Genomic DNA, 17034 nt, shown 5'->3' with positions numbered 1-17034 from the left:
CCGGCCACCTGGGCCTGTTCTGAAAGTCCGTATCCCAACCGAACGTGATCGCTTGATTTCTGCTGGTCAGGCATGGTCTAGCTCGGCATGAGGGAGGTATGCGGCGTCTTGTTTCGGCTCCGTGATCGAGGGGTGCGCGATGGCGTCAGTGCCGGGAGTGCTGGAGGAGCGGGAGACATCGGCCCGGGTTCGGGTGGGTGGGCTGTGGGAGGAAGTCGCCCGGCGCGCTGAGGTGTTGGAGGCTGCGACGATCGAGCTCGACCGGCGGGTGATCGCGCGGGAGGAGCTGGTCGAGGCCCTGGCGGCCTCGGCTGCCAGGACCACGGCCGTGACCGAGGCGGGGACGGAAACCGTGTCCTCGCCTGCGTCGGTACCGGGCTCGATCGTGCCGCCTTGGCGCGAAGGACTGCCGGTGACAGTGCTGGCGCTGGACTACAGGCGGATTCCGGGCGTGCTCGACAAGCGGCAGCCCGCGGGCCAAGGGCCGCTGAAGTTCAGGGAGATCACGGTTCAGCCGGGCTTGGAGGCAACGTCGGCGAAGGTCGAGGGGGTGCGCTCGAAGGCCCGGCGGCCGGCGAAGCGCGGGTAGCTCCTACAAGAGACGTCGGGGGCATGCAGCATCGATCGACGGCCCGTGACCGTGCCAGACGCCGGCCCATCCGCGTGACCATCGACCACCGAATCACCGCCTCGCTCCTGGCTGCCAACTTCTCGTAGTCCCGGGCCAGTCGGCGCGAACGCATCAGCCACGCGAACGTGCGCTCTGCCACCCAGCGCCTGGGCAGCACCACGAACCCCTCCATGTCTGTCGGTGTGCACGTCGAAGTGCCCAGCAAGGCACACGCGAACATGCTCACCGCATCGCACACCATGACAATCCAGGGCCCCGCCTTGGCCGGCGAAGCCAGCCCACCGTCCTACGCCTCCGGCGGTATGGCTGGCGCGGAAAGGTCGACAACGCGGGCAAGGGCGGCTGTGACGGGTGCGCAGTGGCCAGGCAGGTGCCTGGAGGCCCAATCGGCTGCCAGCGCCAGGAAGTCGGCCAGATCGCGCTCGGCACCGGCGAGCAGCTTGCGTAACGCGGCGACGGACAGCTCGATCACCGGACTGCCGCTCTGCTCGGCGTTGACAGTGAGCCGGACGGTGTCGCCGAAACGCTCCGCAACCGGTGACACGGGGTCGTGGCCGAAACCGAGCAGGCTGCCGCCGTCGATGAACTGGTGCCAGTCGCGCCAGTCCTCCAGTCCATCACAGCAGCCAGGCAGGAAGGTGACGCCTGTGGAGTCGTCGGTGACCCGCAGGCCGCCGGCGGCGACGAGGTTGTCGAACGTCAGCAGTCCGTGAAGGAACGAGCCAAGTGCGTCGACCGGACGAGGCGGGCGGTCGCCGTCGGGGTCGATGTCATTGCAGCCGGCGATACGCCTCACCGCCGACCCGACCTCGGCGGGTGAGAGCTCACCGCTGAGAGGCAGAAAGCCAAACGACTCGACCTCGGCGACAGGCCAGAGGTCGAAGCCGTCAGGTTCGTATATCTCCAGGACGGGCTGCATCACGATCACGGGCAAAGTGTTCCGCATCCCCCGCCCGTATCGCCTCCCGATTACGACCCCGGGATTCGACGGGGGATCCGGGCTCCTCTCGCGTCTGCGCAGGGGATGCTCCAGGAGCGGCCAGTTCGTTTCCGGCCCGGGTGGCCGCGATGTCCAGGGCGCAGTCGACCGGATCGGTGAGAGCGGGGCGCCCCGTACACATCTCTCGTACGGGGAAGCAAGCGGCAGGAGCGTCCTCAGGGCGCAGGGCAAGCGGGGCGTACGTCCGTAGCCGCACCGGATCTCCGAGCGGCGGCCAGGCAGCGTGTTGAAGCTGGATGCGGCAGCTCGTGTACACCCTCTACCTCCCGCTGGGCCCACACAGCAAAACACTTCAGCCCGTCCCCATCCGGGAGACGGGCTGAAGTGTTTTCGGGCCGGCATTCCGACAGAATTCCCGGTGGATCCATGGCTCTCGCTGGAATTCGATTGCGCGCGGGGCTTACTGGGTCACCGGTCTTCTTGGAGTTTGAGGAGTTCGTGAATAGCCCTTGATGCGCCAACTCGTCGTACGTATCCATTTGCTCGATACGGCCTTGGTTGAGCACGATGATGCGGTCGGCGAGGCAAGTATTGGCCAGGCGATGGGTAATGGGTGATGAAGATGGTGGCCCGTCCGGCAGCACGCACGGCCGGGCCGGCTTCGGCCTCTTGCGGAAACGAGTCCAGTCGGCATCCTGACGGGCCCGTCACGAGCTCTGCTGGAGTCGCTCCGCAGTCTGAGCAGGGGTGTCGTAGTAGCCAGGCCGTGCCAGCAGGACCGAGCTGAAGTAGTAGCCCTGCTCTTCCTCTGGTTCGTCGTCGGCTGCGAACGGGCGCCAGAAGCTCAGGAGCAGGTCAGAGGCAATGAAAGACGCTGGATCGTCGGGGTCTGCCTCGATCGAGGTGTACTGGCTCATGCGTTGCACCAGCTCGCGGGCCGGGATTGCGAACACGTCCAGGCCCCGGAAGATGACTCGGTCTGTCTGCCTCGACGGCCTCCCGAGCTCAACGGCTTCGAGCATGTCTCGCGTGCAGTGGATGCTGATCATCAGTCCACTGGGACGGAAGACGTGCTGACCCGACCGGTCGGACTCCGAGACCGCGGAGAGATCGCGGAGCGAGTCCAGCGCCGTATTGGCCCATTGCCGCGTCATACCGATCCGCAATGGGCCAAAGCCGGTTGGTGGGGCGAGGTCGAAGTCCATGCGGGCATGATCCCAAACAGGTCTGTCAACGAGACACGAAGGGCCATCCGGTCCCGAGACGTTACAGAGCGTGAGAGCTCCACAGAAGTTGGACCAGAACCTGAGTTGAACAGCAGTTGGCGATCAACTCGCTCGCAGATGTTCACGGGAAATGACGGTGCTGCCGTCAGTGAGGGCGTTCGCGTCGGTCGCGGGGATGACCGGCACCTCCGGGAAAGCAGGCACGGTAATCTCGGGCCATGCCCGAGACACCGGTGGCGCACTTCTACGACGAACTGGCCGACGACTACCACCTGATCTATTCGGACTGGGACGCGAGCGTCCGTCGGCAGGGGGGCGCCCTGGACGCCCTGATCGGCCAGGATCGTGCAGCGGTCCTCGACTGTTCCTGCGGCATCGGTACGCAGGCCATCGGCCTGGCGCTGCACGGGCATCGCGTCACCGGGACCGACCTCAGCCCCCGCGCCGCCGCCCGCGCTGCCTGTGAGGCCGCCCGCCGGAGCCTGAGCCTGTGCACGGCCGTCGCCGACATGCGACGCCTCCCGATTCCTGACGGCCGGTTCGACACCGTCGTATGCGCCGACAACTCGCTGCCTCACCTGCTGACTGAGCAGGACGTGCACGCCGCCCTGACCGAGATGCGCCGCGTGCTGCGTCCCGCCGGCCTGCTACTGGTCAGCACACGCCCCTACGACGATCTGCTGCGCGACCGCCCGGCCTCGGCACCTCCACAAGTCCACCGGACCGCCGACGGCGAAGAACGAACCGTCACGTTCCAGCTCTGGCACTGGCACGACGACGGCGAGCACTACGACCTGGAACACTTCCAACTCCTTCCGGCAGGCGGAGAGTGGCGCGTCCAGGTCCGCCGGACCACCTACTGGGCACTCGGCCAGGACCGGCTGGCCGGCCTCGCAGCCGAGGCCGGGTTCGTCGACCCCGAATGGCGGATGCCGCAGGAGACCGGCTTCTTCCAGCCGCTGCTCGTGGCCCGCGCCGGTGAGTAGGTGCCTCCACCCCGGCACGGGAGGGCAGCGGGGCTCCGTTTCGGGATGATCTCCTGGTTCGCACGGACGCCGTCTCTCTGGAGGCGTGCCTGGAGGTCTGTCTTCCGCGACTGCGTGAACTTGGCTTGGTGATTCCCGATTGACGGTTCGGTCCAGAGCGGGCACCAGCCGTGATCGAGCTTCCCGAAGGGTCATGGTGGGACTGGGGCATTGTTGCCTGGGACCCCGGGCGGTTGCGTCTGGGCGCCGGGCACGACATTTCGTATGCCCACGGCCTGGAGCTGGTGTTCAGCGACCCGGTCTTCGTCACGTGCCCGGCCGTCTTCCAGGAACCGGTGTTCCGTGCGCCGACGCCTGACGAGCTCCGACTCATTGCCCGGCAGGTCGGTGAGACATCTCCCGTACTGATTGCCTTCGAGGCCGATGCGGGCGGGTCGAGTCTCGCCTCCGGCCTGGTCGCGGCCGGGCAGCTCGACATCGTCCAGGGAACCGTCTTCCGGTACTGGCGCGAGAATCTGGCGGTCGGGGAACGTCTGGCTCCCTGGGTGGAGCCTCCGGCTTGATCGATCCTCGGCCTATGCGGCCGCCGCACCAAGGGCTTCGCCCGAAGACGGGAAAGCGGCGAATTCGTCGAACAGCCGGCGGTTCTTGAGGCAGGGGTCGGCGTACAAGTGAACGTGGCTCTGGCAAGATTCTCGTATCCGGAGATCACCTTGACTTGGGTGTCGACCCGGTCACGTTCGCTTGAGGTGATACAGACCCATCCCTCTCCAGGGCCACCTCAGCACCGTCGGGGCTGCTCCAGTCTCCAGCGAGTTCTCTGGCCGAAGCGTTGTTGTAAGGGCTGGTGATGCCCTGGGCGACAGCATGGCGGTATTCGCGCAGGGCTCAGTTCTGCGGTGCGACCACACGGCACCCCTTCATCATCGGCGTGAAGGTCGGCGCTCGCCGGGACAGCACGCTGACCGCGCTGCAACTGCGGGTGGTGTCGAACACGAGCGCGTAGGCAACCACGGCCCGGCGGTGATGTTCCACAGCGTCGGCGAGTCGACGGCCGTCCACCGCGCCCCGCACAAGAAGGTCGACGCCTACGCCGTCTACACCCACACCGTCCCGGCGGGTGCCTTGCGGGGCTACGGCCTCGGTCAGGTGATGTTCGCCGTCGAGTCCGCGCTCGATGAGCTCGCCCGTGCCCTCGGCATGGATCCTCTGGAGTTCAAGGCGAAGAACATCATCGAGCCGGGCGAGGCGGTGATCACCCCGGGCGGCGAGGAAGAGGACCGGTACATCGCCGGCTACGGCCTCGACCAATGCCTTGCCATCGTCCGCCGCGCCCAGGCGGAGCCTGCCACCGAATCCGTCCCCGAGAACTGGCTGGTCGGCGAGGGCACCGCCCTGGCGATGATCGCCACCGGCCCGCCCGGCGGCCACATCGCCGACGCACTGGCCTTCCTCCTGCCCGACGGAAGTTCCGAATTGCGCTTCGGTACCGCGGAGTTCGGCAACGGCACCACCGCCGTGCACCGCCAGATCGCAGCGGGGAGCTCGCCACCACCGTCGATCGCATCACCGTCCGCCAGTTCGATACGGACGTCGTGAAGCACGCCACGGGCGCCTTCGCCTCGACGGGCGTCGTGGTCGCGGGCAAGGCCACCCTCCGTGCCTCACGCGCCCTGGCCGATGTGCTTCTCGACTTCTCCGCCGCCCACCTGCGCGTCCCGCACGCCGACTGCCGGCTCACCGAGGAGGCAGTGCTCCGCCCCGGCGGACGCCTTCTGCCCAAGGAGCTGTACGCAGCCGCGCAGACGGTCGGGGTCGGCGTCGCCGCCGACGGACACTTCAGCGGTACCCCACGCTCGGTCGCCTTCAACGCGCAGTGGTTCCGGATCGCCGTGGACCCGGACACCGGGGAGATCCGCATCCTGCGCAGCGTGCACACCACCGACGCGGGCAAGGTCATGAACCCGATGCAGCCGCGGCCAGGTCGAGGGCGGCGTCGCCCAGGCGCTGGGCGCCACCCTCTTCGAGAACGTCCACATCGACGAACGGGGCGAGGTCGAGACGGCTGCCTTCCGCCGATACCGGCTCCCCCAGTACGCCGACATCCCTCGCACCGAGGTCCACTTCATGGAGACGGCCGACGCCATCGGCCCCCTCGGCGCCAAGTCGATGAGCGAGAGCCCCTTCAACCCGGTCGCTCCTGCCATCGCCAACGCACTCCGGGACGCGACGGGCGTCCGGTTCACCCGGCTCCCGCTCACCCGCGACCAGGTGTGGCTGACACTGGCGGATCAGAGCGTGAGCAGTTCCTCGTAGAAACCGCCGAACTCCCGGTCACGGTCGACGAGATGGATCTCCAGGATCCAGTGGCAGCGGCGCCCGGCCTTGTCGGTGCGCCGCATCGGGGTGTCATTGGCGGCCGCGATGTACGACTCGGTGTCCGCTCCGTCGATCCACTCGTGCGGGAACTCCCCGACCAGGTGCCCGGCATGCCAGCCGCCCAGTTCCCAGCCGGCCTGCGCCGCCAGCCGCTCGACCTCGGCGTGCAGCCGCGCGCCCGTGATCTCCGGGTCGGCCTCGAAGAAGCGGCGGCCCGCCGTGAAGACCTTCGGGAGGTCTTCGTACAGCCGGTGCTTGACGGGGTCGCCGCCGAGGACGAAGGTCCGCCCGAAGTCGGCCTCGTACTCCTCGAAGATCGGCCCGAAGTCGGCGAACACGATGTCGTCCGCGCCGATCACCCGGTCCGGCGGATTCTCCCGGTACGGCATCAGCGTGTTCGGCCCGGAGCGCACGATGCGCTTGTGCCAGTGCCGGGTCGTGCCGAACAGCTCGTTCGCCAGGTCCCGGATCCGGTCGCTGACTTCCCGTTCCCCCTCGCCCGGCGCGACCAGCCCGCGTTCCTCGATCTCCGCGAAGAGCCGCGCGGCCTTCGCCTGGGCGTCCAACAGCCGTGCCGAGCGGGTGGATTCGTCATCAGCCATGGAGCAGACCGTAGCCATGCGGATCGCCTCGGGCAACGGGATTCCGGTGCGGGTAGGGTGCTGGCGCGTGAGTGGGGCGATGCGCAACAGACTCAGGTCGATCCCGGTCTTCGCGAGCGTGGAGGCTGCCGCGTTCGGCGAGAAGGAGTTCCCGGACAACCCTCTTCCACTGGTGGCGGAGTGGATCCTCCCGGCGGATGCGGCCGGGCAGCTGGAGCCGCATGCCATGAGCCTGTGTACGGGTCGGCCCGTCGAGCCGGGTCCTGATCGTCAAGGACATCGACGACGGGTACGTGTATTTCGCGACCCCGCCGACAGCCGCAAGGGCCCGGAGATCGCCGAGAATCCACATCTGTCGGCCCACTTCTACCGGCCCTCCGTGGGACGACAGGTACGGATCGTGGGGACCGCGGCCGACCGGGGCCGGGCCGCCTCCGAGGGCGACATCGCCGAGCGCGGCCGTGGCTCCTGCCTCGCTGCCCACCTGCACCGTCGGGGCCCGCTCGCCGACCGGCAGGATGTGCTGGCCGAGTTCGAGCGCCTCGGCGCGGCCCATCCGGACGAAGTACCGTGCCCGCCGAGCTGGACGCTCTACGCCATCACCCCCACCGAGGTGGGGTTCTGGCAGGCGAGCATCGACCGTGTCCACCACCGGATGGGTGTACCGCCGGGCCGAGGCCGGACAGTCCACCTGGCGCCACGAACTGCTCTGGCCCTGACGGCGCGCGGCGGCGGACGGGGCCAGGCGGACGCGGGCGGGGTCGTCACGCCCAGGAGGCGTAGCCGCCGTCCACGCGAATCGCGTCGATGCCGCTGATGTGCCGGGCGCCGCAGCGGTCCTGGGGCAGGACGAGTTGGGCGCCGGCGCGGTCGAGCGGCGTGCCGTCGATGGTGGCGGCGAGCAGTACGGGCGCGCGGCCGAAATCGGGGTCGATCTCCGCCCAGGACAGCAGGGTGTGGTGGCCGTCCGCGCCGGACACCGCGATCAGGAATCGCAGGCGGTCCTTGCGGCGGGCGGGGTCGAAGAGGGGACCGGCCGTCGACAGGACGTCGTGCAGGAGCGGCCCGGTGAAGCGGTGGTGCTGGGTGCCGCTGGTGGCGCACTCGAAGCTGACGTCGGCCTCGTGCTGCGGCCAGGCGAGCAGATCGGCCACCGTCAGGCGGGCCGGACGGGTCAGATCTCCGGTGAGGGCGAGTTCCGCGATCGTGTCCGCCAATGCAGTGGAATGACTCATGGGCTACCACCTCCCGGATGCCCATACCCGGATGCCCATCCCGTACAAACGCACATGCAATCCAAAAAGATCGAGGCTCCGGCTCATGCGAAGACACAGAAGACTTTCACCTTGCATCTGCGGCATTATCATCAGCGCATGCACACCTACCGGATCGGGGACGCGGCCGCCTTGCTCGGCGTCAGTGCCGACACCGTGAGGCGTCTGGTCGACGGCGGGAAAATCACCGCCGAACGCGACGAGACCGGCCGCCGGATCATCCCCGGGCCGGCCCTCGCGGCCTATGCCCGGCAGTTGCACCGTGCGGAGCGGGATTCCACGGGCTCATCGGCCCGCAACCGCTTCTCCGGCATCGTCACCGATGTGATCCTCGGCGACGTGTCGGCACAGGTGGAAATCCAGGCCGGGCCGTTCCGGGTGGTGGCGATGGTCAGCCGCGAGTCGGCTGAGGAGCTGAAGCTGGAGCCCGGTGTTCCGGCGATTGCCGTGATCAAGTCGACCAACGTGGTCGTCGACAGACCGTAGACATGTCCATCAGGACCAGAGGGAGTGGACCCGTGATAACCCGTACTGCACGCCGGACCCTGCAGATGACTGGTGCAGGCACCGCCGCGCTGCTGGCACTGAGCGCCTGCTCCTCGTCCGACGATTCCTCGTCGGTGAAGTCGGACTCCTCCGCCTCGGCCTCCGCCTCGGACAAGCTGTCCGGCACGGTCACCGTGTTCGCCGCGGCCTCGCTGAAGGAGAGCTTCACGACCCTGGGCAAGGAGTTCGAGAAGCAGCACCCGGGTACGAAGGTGACCTTCAGCTTCGGCGGCAGCGACTCCCTCGCCGCGAGCATCACCGGCGGCGCACCTGCCGACGTGTTCGCCGCGGCCAGCCCCAAGACGATGAAGATCGTCACCGACGCGGGCGACGCCTCCGGCACGCCCGCCACCTTCGTCCGCAACCAGCTGGAGATCGCCACCCTGCCGGGCAACCCCGACAAGATCTCCTCCCTCAAGGACCTCACCAAGTCGAGCCTGAAGGTCGTGCTCTGCGACAAGGAGGTGCCGTGCGGCGCCGCCGCCCAGAAGGCCCTCGACGCCAGCAGTCTCAAGCTCACCCCGGTCTCGTACGAGCAGGACGTCAAGAGTGCCCTGACCAAGGTCGAGCTGAAGGAGGCCGACGCGGCGGTCGTGTACAAGACCGATGTGAAGGCAGCCGGTGACAAGGTGGAGGGCGTGGAGTTCCCCGAATCGGCCAACGCCGTCAACGACTACCCGATCGCCCTGCTCAAGGACGCCCCCAACGCCGATGCCTCCAAGGCGTTCATCGCGCTGGTGCAGTCCGCCCAGGGCCAGAAGGTCCTGACCGGGGCCGGGTTCCTGAAGCCGTGACCTCGACCACGAAGCCCGACGCCGCGACCGGCACCCTCCGGGGTGGGCCGCGGCGTCGGCGCGTCCGGACGGGTGGCGGCAGCGGTGCACCGCTGCCTCTGCTCGTACCCGCACTGATCGGCCTGGCGTTCCTGATCGTGCCACTGATCGCCCTGCTCGTACGGGCCCCGTGGCGCAACATGCCCGAGCAGCTGACCAGCGCCGAGGTGTGGCAGGCGCTCCGGCTGTCGCTGATCTGTGCCACCGCCGCCACCGCCGTGAGCCTGGTCATCGGGGTTCCGCTGGCCTGGCTGCTGGCCCGGGTCGAGTTCCGCGGTCGTGGCCTCGTGCGCGCTCTCGTCACGCTCCCGCTGGTCCTGCCGCCGGTCGTCGGCGGTGTGGCGCTGCTGACGTCGCTCGGCCGCAACGGCATCGTCGGAAAGTGGCTGGACGCCTGGTTCGGCATCACATTGCCGTTCACCACGGCAGGGGTCGTGGTGGCGGAGGCGTTCGTGGCGATGCCGTTCCTCGTCATCAGCGTCGAGGGCACACTGAGGGCCGCCGACCCGCGGTACGAGGAAGCGGCGACCACTCTGGGCGCGTCCCGCTTCACCGCGTTCCGCCGGGTCACACTCCCGCTGATCGCGCCGGGCATCGCAGCCGGCGCGGTCCTGGCGTGGGCCCGCGCGCTCGGCGAGTTCGGCGCGACCATCACCTTCGCCGGCAACTTCCCCGGCCGTACCCAGACCATGCCCCTCGCCGTCTACCTCGCCCTGCAGAGCGACCCGGAGGCGGCGATCGCCCTCAGCCTGGTGCTGCTTGCCGTGTCCATCGCGGTGCTGGCCGGACTGCGCGACCGTTGGATGACCGCCGGATGACCGAAACTCACGACCTCCACACCGGCACTGCCCCGAACGGGCTCGACGCCCGACTGGTGGTGGACCGCGGTGCCTTCCGCCTCGACGTGGCGCTGACCGTCGCGCCCGGCGAGGTGGTCGCCATGCTCGGCCCGAACGGCGCCGGCAAGACCACGGCGCTGCGCGCGCTGGCCGGCCTGACACCGCTCACCGGCGGTCACCTGTGGCTGGACGGCACGACGCTGGAGCGTACACCTCCGGAGTCCCGCCCGGTCGGCGTCGTCTTCCAGGACTACCTCCTCTTCCCCCACCTGACCGCCCTGGACAATGTGGCGTTCGGGCCGCGCTGCCAGGGGGCGACCAAGGCGGAGGCACGCGCGCAGGCCGCCGAGTGGCTCGACCGCCTGGGACTGGCGGATCACACCGGTGCCAAGCCCCGGCGGCTCTCCGGCGGCCAGGCGCAGCGCGTCGCCCTCGCCCGCGCCCTCGCCACCCGCCCACGCCTGCTCCTCCTGGACGAACCCCTCGCCGCACTCGACGCCCGTACCCGCCTGGAGGTCCGCACCCAACTCCGACGCCACCTGGCAGAGTTCGAAGCAGTGGCCGTACTCGTCACGCACGACCCACTCGACGCCATGGTCCTCGCCGACCGCCTGGTCGTGGTCGAGCACGGCGAAGTCGTCCAGGAAGGCAGCCCAGCCGACATCGCCCGCCACCCCCGTACGGACTACATCGCGCAGCTCGTCGGCCTCAACCTCTACCGGGGCCACGCGGACGGCCACACGGTCCGCCTCGACACCGGCCCTGCCATCACCACCGCGGAGATCCTGTCCGGACCGGTCTTCGTGGCGTTCCCCCCGAGCGCCATCACCCTCCACCGCAGCCGCCCCAGCGGCTCCAGCGCCCGCAACCTCTGGCGCTGCGAGGTCGCCGGCCTGGAGACCCATGGCGACCAGATCCGCGCCGCCCTGACCGGCGATCTCCCGCTCGCTGCCGATCTCACCGCGGTCGCTGCTGCCGAGCTCGGCCTGCATCCGGGCGCGGAGGTCTGGGCGACGGTGAAGGCTGTGCAGACCCACGCGTATCTCGTCTGAGAACGCGCAAGGACCGGAGACGGCGATCTGCTTCTGAAGGTCTCGGTCCCGCTGCGGTACAGCGACCTCCCCGCCGACCGACGCCCCCGCCACCCCTGGCAGGGCTGGACGAACGAGTACGACTACGCGGACCATGACGACAGGTACTGCCACGCCTGCGAGCCCGAGATCAAGGACCGCCCCGCCGTTCTCACCGTCTCGCACATCCTCATCCCCACCACCGGCTGGAACCTGCCCGCCCCGCAGCACACCGAGGGTCGCGCCCTGGTCGACAGTGGCGCGGCCTGCGCCGCCGCGCGGTCGCACCGGGGCTTGAGGGCCAGTGGGTGTTCCAGCGCGAACGCGCCTGAGTCGAGGGGCGCAGACCGGCCCGAGGCGGCCACGGCCATTCGCAGAAGGGTCCACCGAGTGCTGCCCTTCGTGCGAATCCACAACAGGGGGCAGCCGACCAGCCAACTCCTTCATGGCTTCGGTGACTGACCTTCGACAGGGCCCACCGGATGTAATTGTGCTATTCCGCAAACAGCAACTGAAACGAGACACGGAAGGGGCAGCAGAGCCTTTCTGATGACCAACCAAATTTCTCCCGCCTCACCAGAGCACATTGCGCGCGCCTAAGGCTTGTCCCGCAATTGATCTCGGAGTGGCCAGGCGCGATGCTGTCCCAGTTCGGTCCGTTCGCCTATCCGGCGAGGACGAGGTTGTGCAGGCGGGCAATGCCGGCCATGGCGTGGTGGACGCCGTCTCCTCTCAGGCGGCAGTCGCGCAGAATCTTCCAGGTCTTCATGCGGGCGAAGGCGTGCTCGACGCGGGCCCGGACCTGTTTGTGTGAACGGTTGTGCTCCTGCTTCCAGTCGGGCAGGTCCTCGCCTTTGCGTCGCCGGTGGGGCATGACGAGTCCGGTGCCCGGATAGCCCCCGTCAGCGATCGTCGTGGTGGTGCCGACGGCGGCCTTGGCACCGGATTCCTCCCATGCCTTGCAGTCGTTGCGGTTGCCGGGCAGAGGCTGGCCAACCAGGACGACGAGCCGGGTGTCGGCGTCGATGACGACCTGGTGATTGGTTGAGTACCGGTAGTTCTTGGACTGCTCAGCCACTGTGTGGTCCCGGGTGGGCACCAAGGTGCCGTCCACGATGAGCACGGTGTCCTTCCGGAACCGCTTGCGCGGCTGGAGTGCGAGCAACGGGCCGAGATGGTCGATGATGCGGTCTGCCGCCGACTTCGACACCCCGAACAGCGGGGCAAGCTGGCGCATCGTCAAGTTCGTGCGCCAGTACACCGCGATCAACAACGCTCGGTCTTCCAGCGGAAGACCCCATGGACGCCCCTTGCGGATCGCGTCCGCTCCGTCGCGCCGAAGCGCGGTCACCAACTTGGCGAACTGGCGCGGGCTCAGCCCGGTGAACGGGCCTATCCAAGACGGCTCTGACGCCGTGATCACACCAGCCACGTCATGATCATTCCATCCCGTCCCGACCGGATGGAAGAGCCGTCAAACCTCTGGGATGAAGGACGGCTCGATACCCATCGCAGCGACGCCCTCACGCACAGAGCGGTCGAACTCCTTGATCTCCGCCACGAGAACATCCCAGACGATGGGCGAGGTCCAGCAGTCGGGCTGGAAGTCGGAGCCGACTCGCCAACCTCCATCAGAGCCCACGATGCGGATCAGTCCCGCATCCGCTTGCATCGAGTCGAACCTGAAACCCTCCTGGCCGGCGAGCGGACTCTGGAGCCAGCGCGCCAGGTGGTAAGCAAGCTCGGCCACGGGAAACGCTTCCTCGGACCACACCGCCCTCCCCTCTTCCCAGATGGACAGCTCTGCCTCTATGTCGAGGAGAAGCAGCTCCAGGGGAGCCTCGTGTGTGGCGAGACCGCGCCGCGGCAGATCCGACAGTCCAAAGCTCCGGCAGACGAACCTCACCGCTCGGCCTCCATGAAATCCGAGGCCCGCTACACCTCCAGGCCATGCAAATGCGGACAACCGTACCAAGTCATGCCGGTCACCCTGCCTGGCACACCATTTGCGGGACAAGCCTTAGTCGCGCTGATCCCCCGCGGGTGTCGTCGGCCGAGTTGACTTCAAGGCGGCAACCGCAGAGCCCCCACTTGCTGCCCCGGGTAGTCTGCGCGTGCGGTGTCCCGCATGGGCAGAACATTCGGGGAGTCCTCACCCTCTGCGACAAGGAAGTGACCATGACCGCGCACACCCAAGAAACGAACATCCACGAGCTTGAGCGCATCTGGATGGACGAGGCCATCGACCTTGCCACCAACAGCGTGAAGAACGGTGGCGGTCCGTTCGGCGCACTGATCGCAAAGGATGGTGAGGTATTCGCGATCGGCAACAACAGGGTTACTTCGAGCCTGGACCCGACGGCGCATGGCGAGGTGAGCGCGATCCGTGCCGCCTGCCAGAAGCTGGGCACCTTCTCGCTCGAGGGCTGCGTCCTGGTCACCTCGTGTGAGCCGTGCCCCATGTGTCTTTCCTCTGCACTGTGGGCGCGGGTCGACCGGATCATCTTCGCCGCAGATCGCGACGACGCTGCGGTGGCCGGTTTCGACGACCGCAAGTTCTACGACCTGTTCGAAAAGAAGCCCGCGGAGCTGTGGCCGATGGCGATCGAGCGAGTGGACATGCCGAACCGTACGGCGCCGTTCGACGCGTGGCTGGCCAAGTCCGACCGTATCGATTACTGAAAACCCGGCTCACCGCGCACCGGCATCGACTGCATCGAATCAACCAGACCTCTCTGGATCCCAGAGCATTCCGGGACTGAAATAGAGAAGTGAACCTCCGCGAGGATAAGTGAATACCCCGCAAGCTGGGTGCCGGCATGACGACCGGGTCGTCCGCCACCCTGGGATCTTCTCCAGGGATCTCGACGACGGCCGAATGCTGACCTTCTGACGGCGCATCAAAAGTGACCCAATTGGTGATCTCCGCCTGGCTCCGGCCTTGGTGATCAAGAGCAGGCGGGGAGGCGATCCTCGTGGAGGACTGGGCAGAGATCCGGCGACTGCAGCGGCAGGCCGCAGCACCGCGGGGCGGTCCATTTGCGAAGTCGCGATCGGTCCGGTTCGCCGGTCTCGCGTGTGACGATTCATCGGTCTGGTGCCCGATCCCCGCGGCTTGCGGGGGCTGCGGGACCCGGCCTGGCACTGCTATGTGCGGCCGCTGCCGCTGTGCTCACCGGGGCCCGCTCTTTCATCGAATCGGTGAATGGATCGACGATGCCCCGCAGTCCGTCCTGGGTGTGCTCGGCTTCCGGGTCGACCCGCTCACCGACGTCCGGCCGGCGCCGCACGCAGCCACCGTCCGCCGTCAGCCGTCCGCTCCAGCATCTCGACATCGACGCGTTGGACGCGGCCATCGCCTCATATCTCCAGGCCGGAACACCACCGCCACAAAAGTCCGAGCCGCCGCCGAAGCCTGCGCTGCCTGCCGTCGCGGTGGACGGCAGGACGGTGCGCGTCTCCTGAACCGCTACCACCACAGTGATCCAGCTGCTGGCCGCGATGGACCACCACGGCGTGGTTCTGGCCCAGCGATGGATCGCCGCCAAGAGCAATCAGATCCCTTCCTTCCAGCTGCTGCTGGATACCATCGACCTCAAAGACGCTGTGTTGACCGGATATGCCGTGCACACCCAGCACTGTCACGGCGCCTACCTTCGCCAAGACGTTGCCCACTACCTGGCCGACATCAAGAAGAACCACCCCGGTCGGTATTCGGAGGCCAGAAGGCTTCCCTGGACCGACATCCCGCTGGACCACTTCTCCCGCGACCGGACCCACCACCGCGGGGTATCGAGAACCTCCTGCACCACGTCTGGGACCGGCACGTTCCGCGAGGACAACTCCAAGCTCCGCACCGGCACCCCTTTCCGCACCATGGTCAGTCTGCTCAACCTCGCCATCAGCGTCTTCCGTCAGAACGACGAGACGAACATCGCCGCCGTTCTCCGTCGCACCAGCCGTGACTGTGGCTGACCGCTATCGGCCCTCGGTCCCATGGGATCAGGCACCCCGGACAGACCCCGAACATGCAATGCCCCTGACTGCACTGGGCTGAAGATGCCGATCCGGTCGATGGCGCAGCATCTGGGCATCTCGAAGAACACGGTGAGGAGGGCCCTGGCGAGCGACGGGGCCGGCCGAAGTAGCGGCATGACGATCCTCAAGGGCCGGATCTGTGAGCTCCGGCCGACCCATGCCCCAATCGATCTGGTCTCCCGCACGGTCTATCGGCCCGGTGAGCTGTCCCAGTGCGACTTGTGGCTCACCGACGCGCACAGCCCCCGCCATGGGCAGCCGGGACGGCCGCCGATGTTGGTGATGGTGTCGGCTACTTGCAGGTGATCAGGAGTCTGAAGAATATCCATGTCAGATCGTGCGACAAGCCATCTGGGCTGGTCGGTGCTTTGACCTGGGGTGATTGAACGGTCGCCGTCGACCTGGTGGCGCTTTCAGACCTGGCTGGGCCGCGACCACCACGTCCGCGTCGACACCTGCGACTGCTCTGCCGACTCCGCGGCGATCGACCATCAGGTCGCTGTACTGGCCAGCAACGACCAGATCACCGTCTTCGCCTTTGGCGGCGAAATCGTCGCACAGCATGCCCCCGCTGCTGGGCCCGCCGTCAGCCCCTCACCGACCCCGAGCACACAGGGCGCGCGGGACGGGCTCGTGGAGACCTCGGGCCAGCTCCGTACCTCCGTACCACCGCTGTCTCGCTCACCGAGATCTCCAACAATCTGCGCAGGAGGATGTTCGGGTCGTCGAAGGGCGCAAGCCGGCTCCTGCCTTGGTGAGGCGGATGCTTGTTGAAGTGGCTGGCGCAGTCGTGCCGAATGGGTGCCCCGCATGTGTGCGTTCTCACGAGCGCGGGGCACCGCTTCGATCCGGGTAGAGATTCAGTTGCCTTCGGTTTCGAAGGTGCGCAGCAAATCGGCAGCGACGCTCACGGCAATTGTCGCGGGTTCCTTGCCCGTGATGTCAGCCAGCCCGATCGGGGTCTTGATCCGATCGATGGTGACCTCGTCGTGACCGCCCTCGGTGGCGAGGCGTTTACGGAACCGCACCCACTTGGCCGCCGAGCCGATCAGTCCGATGGAGCCGAGATGGGTTGTACGCAAGGCGGCGTCGCACAGAGCTGCGTCCTCGGCGTGATCATGGGTCATGATCAGGACGTGGGTGCCGTGCGGCAACTCTTCCAGCACCTCCTCGGGCAGCAGAGGCGTGTGATGGACGCGCACCTGCGCCACCGCGTCTGCCAGCACGCCGAGCCGCTTCTCGGTGAGGATGTCGGAGCGGGTGTCGATCAGATGGAGGTCGAGGTCCTGACGTGCCAGGATGCGCGCCAGTTCCAGCCCGACGTGCCCGGCGCCGAAGACCGCGACTGCCCGTACCACCGGCAGCGGTTCGAGCAGCACCGAGACCGTGCCACCGCAGCACTGCACGCCATGCTGGTTGGTCACCTTGTCGTTCAAAGCGAAATCAATCAGCTCCGGCTCGGGCTTGGACACAGCGAGCATCTCCCTGGCCCGATCGATCGCTACGGCCTCGACATTGCCGCCGCCGATCGAACCCCACGTCTCGGTCTGCCCCACGACGAGCTTCGCACCGGCATCGCGCGGGGCATGGCCGCGCACGGTCGCAACGGTGACCAGTACGCCGGACTCCCGGCGCGCTCGCAACCGTGCGACCGCGGCAACCCACGTCAT

The 17034-nt window shown here is 67.8% G+C and carries 19 protein-coding genes and 2 pseudogenes; 13 read left to right on the top strand and 8 right to left on the bottom strand.

The features are described 5' to 3' along the window. Nucleotides 1–139: 139 nt before the first annotated feature. Nucleotides 140–589 (top strand): hypothetical protein, encoded by a 450-nt coding sequence (locus tag OG842_RS38045; RefSeq protein WP_266734346.1) that lies wholly within the window; start codon nt 140–142, stop codon nt 587–589. A gap of 49 nt (nt 590–638) precedes the next feature. On the opposite strand, the pseudogene OG842_RS38040 reads toward OG842_RS38045, so the two are convergent. The 3 genes and pseudogenes from OG842_RS38040 to OG842_RS38030 form a co-directional block, all read right to left on the bottom strand. Next, a pseudogene (locus OG842_RS38040) lies at nt 639–800 on the bottom strand (transposase); the annotation flags it as partial. Nucleotides 801–917: 117 nt separating this feature from the next. Further along, nucleotides 918–1550: a hypothetical protein gene (locus OG842_RS38035; RefSeq protein WP_328512696.1), complete on the bottom strand. Its 633-nt coding sequence runs from the start codon at nt 1548–1550 to the stop codon at nt 918–920. Nucleotides 1551–2278: 728 nt separating this feature from the next. After that, nucleotides 2279–2776 carry a hypothetical protein gene (locus OG842_RS38030; RefSeq protein ID WP_266734347.1) on the bottom strand — a complete coding sequence of 166 codons (498 nt, stop codon included), beginning with the start codon at nt 2774–2776 and terminating at the stop codon, nt 2279–2281. Between the two features lie 239 nt (nt 2777–3015). Here OG842_RS38030 and OG842_RS38025 point away from each other — a divergent pair, with 239 nt between their 5' ends. From OG842_RS38025 to OG842_RS38015, 3 genes and pseudogenes are all read left to right on the top strand, one after another. Continuing rightward, nucleotides 3016–3783, top strand: coding sequence for a class I SAM-dependent methyltransferase (locus tag OG842_RS38025; RefSeq protein ID WP_266734348.1), 768 nt, complete (start codon nt 3016–3018; stop codon nt 3781–3783). A 170-nt stretch (nt 3784–3953) separates the two neighbouring features. Beyond that, nucleotides 3954–4346, top strand: coding sequence for a hypothetical protein (locus tag OG842_RS38020; RefSeq protein WP_266734349.1), 393 nt, complete (start codon nt 3954–3956; stop codon nt 4344–4346). 311 nt (nt 4347–4657) lie between these two features. Beyond that, nucleotides 4658–6099, top strand: a pseudogene (locus OG842_RS38015) (xanthine dehydrogenase family protein molybdopterin-binding subunit); the annotation flags it as partial. On the opposite strand, the gene OG842_RS38010 reads toward OG842_RS38015, so the two are convergent. Then, entirely contained in the window at nt 6075–6764 is a 690-nt protein-coding gene (locus tag OG842_RS38010; RefSeq protein ID WP_266734350.1) for a M24 family metallopeptidase, read from the bottom strand. The pseudogene OG842_RS38015 and the gene OG842_RS38010 overlap by 25 nt on opposite strands. Between OG842_RS38010 and OG842_RS38005 the strand changes: the two genes are divergently transcribed. Continuing rightward, complete coding sequence (locus tag OG842_RS38005; protein ID WP_328512617.1) at nt 6763–7581, top strand: pyridoxamine 5'-phosphate oxidase family protein; 819 nt, start codon at nt 6763–6765, stop codon at nt 7579–7581. The genes OG842_RS38010 and OG842_RS38005 overlap by 2 nt on opposite strands. Here the strand turns inward: OG842_RS38005 and OG842_RS38000 are convergent. After that, nucleotides 7529–7999 carry a molybdopterin-dependent oxidoreductase gene (locus OG842_RS38000; RefSeq protein WP_266734352.1) on the bottom strand — a complete coding sequence of 157 codons (471 nt, stop codon included), beginning with the start codon at nt 7997–7999 and terminating at the stop codon, nt 7529–7531. The genes OG842_RS38005 and OG842_RS38000 overlap by 53 nt on opposite strands. 138 nt (nt 8000–8137) lie before the next feature. Here OG842_RS38000 and OG842_RS37995 point away from each other — a divergent pair, with 138 nt between their 5' ends. Genes OG842_RS37995 through OG842_RS37980 form a run of 4 tightly spaced genes read left to right on the top strand, consistent with a single transcriptional unit; the run spans nt 8138 to nt 11308 of the window. Continuing rightward, on the top strand, nt 8138–8524 hold the full coding sequence (locus OG842_RS37995) for a TOBE domain-containing protein (protein ID WP_266737222.1): 387 nt from the start codon (nt 8138–8140) through the stop codon (nt 8522–8524). 35 nt (nt 8525–8559) lie between these two features. Then, the gene (modA, locus tag OG842_RS37990) at nt 8560–9378 is read left to right on the top strand and encodes a molybdate ABC transporter substrate-binding protein (protein WP_266737224.1); all 819 of its coding nucleotides are present in this window, start codon (nt 8560–8562) and stop codon (nt 9376–9378) included. Further along, complete coding sequence (gene modB / locus OG842_RS37985) at nt 9375–10235, top strand: molybdate ABC transporter permease subunit (RefSeq protein WP_266734353.1); 861 nt, start codon at nt 9375–9377, stop codon at nt 10233–10235. The genes modA and modB overlap by 4 nt, the downstream gene beginning before the upstream one ends. Beyond that, nucleotides 10232–11308, top strand: a complete 1077-nt coding sequence (locus OG842_RS37980) for an ABC transporter ATP-binding protein (protein ID WP_266734355.1) — start codon at nt 10232–10234, stop codon at nt 11306–11308. The genes modB and OG842_RS37980 overlap by 4 nt, the downstream gene beginning before the upstream one ends. A 682-nt stretch (nt 11309–11990) precedes the next feature. Here the strand turns inward: OG842_RS37980 and OG842_RS37975 are convergent. Both OG842_RS37975 and OG842_RS37970 read right to left on the bottom strand, forming a co-directional pair. Next, a complete protein-coding gene (locus OG842_RS37975) occupies nt 11991–12758 on the bottom strand; it encodes a transposase (RefSeq protein ID WP_266735643.1) in 768 nt (255 codons plus the stop codon). A 42-nt stretch (nt 12759–12800) separates the two neighbouring features. Next, nucleotides 12801–13232 carry a DUF7878 domain-containing protein gene (locus OG842_RS37970; RefSeq protein ID WP_266643999.1) on the bottom strand — a complete coding sequence of 144 codons (432 nt, stop codon included), beginning with the start codon at nt 13230–13232 and terminating at the stop codon, nt 12801–12803. A gap of 272 nt (nt 13233–13504) precedes the next feature. Between OG842_RS37970 and OG842_RS37965 the strand changes: the two genes are divergently transcribed. From OG842_RS37965 to OG842_RS45325, 4 genes are all read left to right on the top strand, one after another. Continuing rightward, nucleotides 13505–14008 carry a nucleoside deaminase gene (locus OG842_RS37965; protein ID WP_266734357.1) on the top strand — a complete coding sequence of 168 codons (504 nt, stop codon included), beginning with the start codon at nt 13505–13507 and terminating at the stop codon, nt 14006–14008. A gap of 534 nt (nt 14009–14542) precedes the next feature. Beyond that, nucleotides 14543–14791: a hypothetical protein gene (locus tag OG842_RS37960; protein ID WP_266734359.1), complete on the top strand. Its 249-nt coding sequence runs from the start codon at nt 14543–14545 to the stop codon at nt 14789–14791. A gap of 15 nt (nt 14792–14806) precedes the next feature. Further along, entirely contained in the window at nt 14807–15301 is a 495-nt protein-coding gene (locus tag OG842_RS37955; protein WP_266734360.1) for a hypothetical protein, read from the top strand. A 441-nt stretch (nt 15302–15742) separates the two neighbouring features. Then, the gene (locus OG842_RS45325) at nt 15743–16138 is read left to right on the top strand and encodes a Mu transposase domain-containing protein (protein WP_443064033.1); all 396 of its coding nucleotides are present in this window, start codon (nt 15743–15745) and stop codon (nt 16136–16138) included. 86 nt (nt 16139–16224) lie between these two features. Here OG842_RS45325 and xdhC read toward each other — a convergent pair whose 3' ends face one another. Then, nucleotides 16225–17034 carry a xanthine dehydrogenase accessory protein XdhC gene (gene xdhC / locus OG842_RS37950; protein ID WP_328512616.1) on the bottom strand — a complete coding sequence of 270 codons (810 nt, stop codon included), beginning with the start codon at nt 17032–17034 and terminating at the stop codon, nt 16225–16227.

The sequence above is a fragment of the Streptomyces sp. NBC_00376 genome (genome assembly GCF_036077095.1).
Classification (GTDB): domain Bacteria; phylum Actinomycetota; class Actinomycetes; order Streptomycetales; family Streptomycetaceae; genus Streptomyces.
Note: the sequence above shows the minus strand (reverse complement) of the source record. Positions and strands in the feature narration are given on the sequence as shown.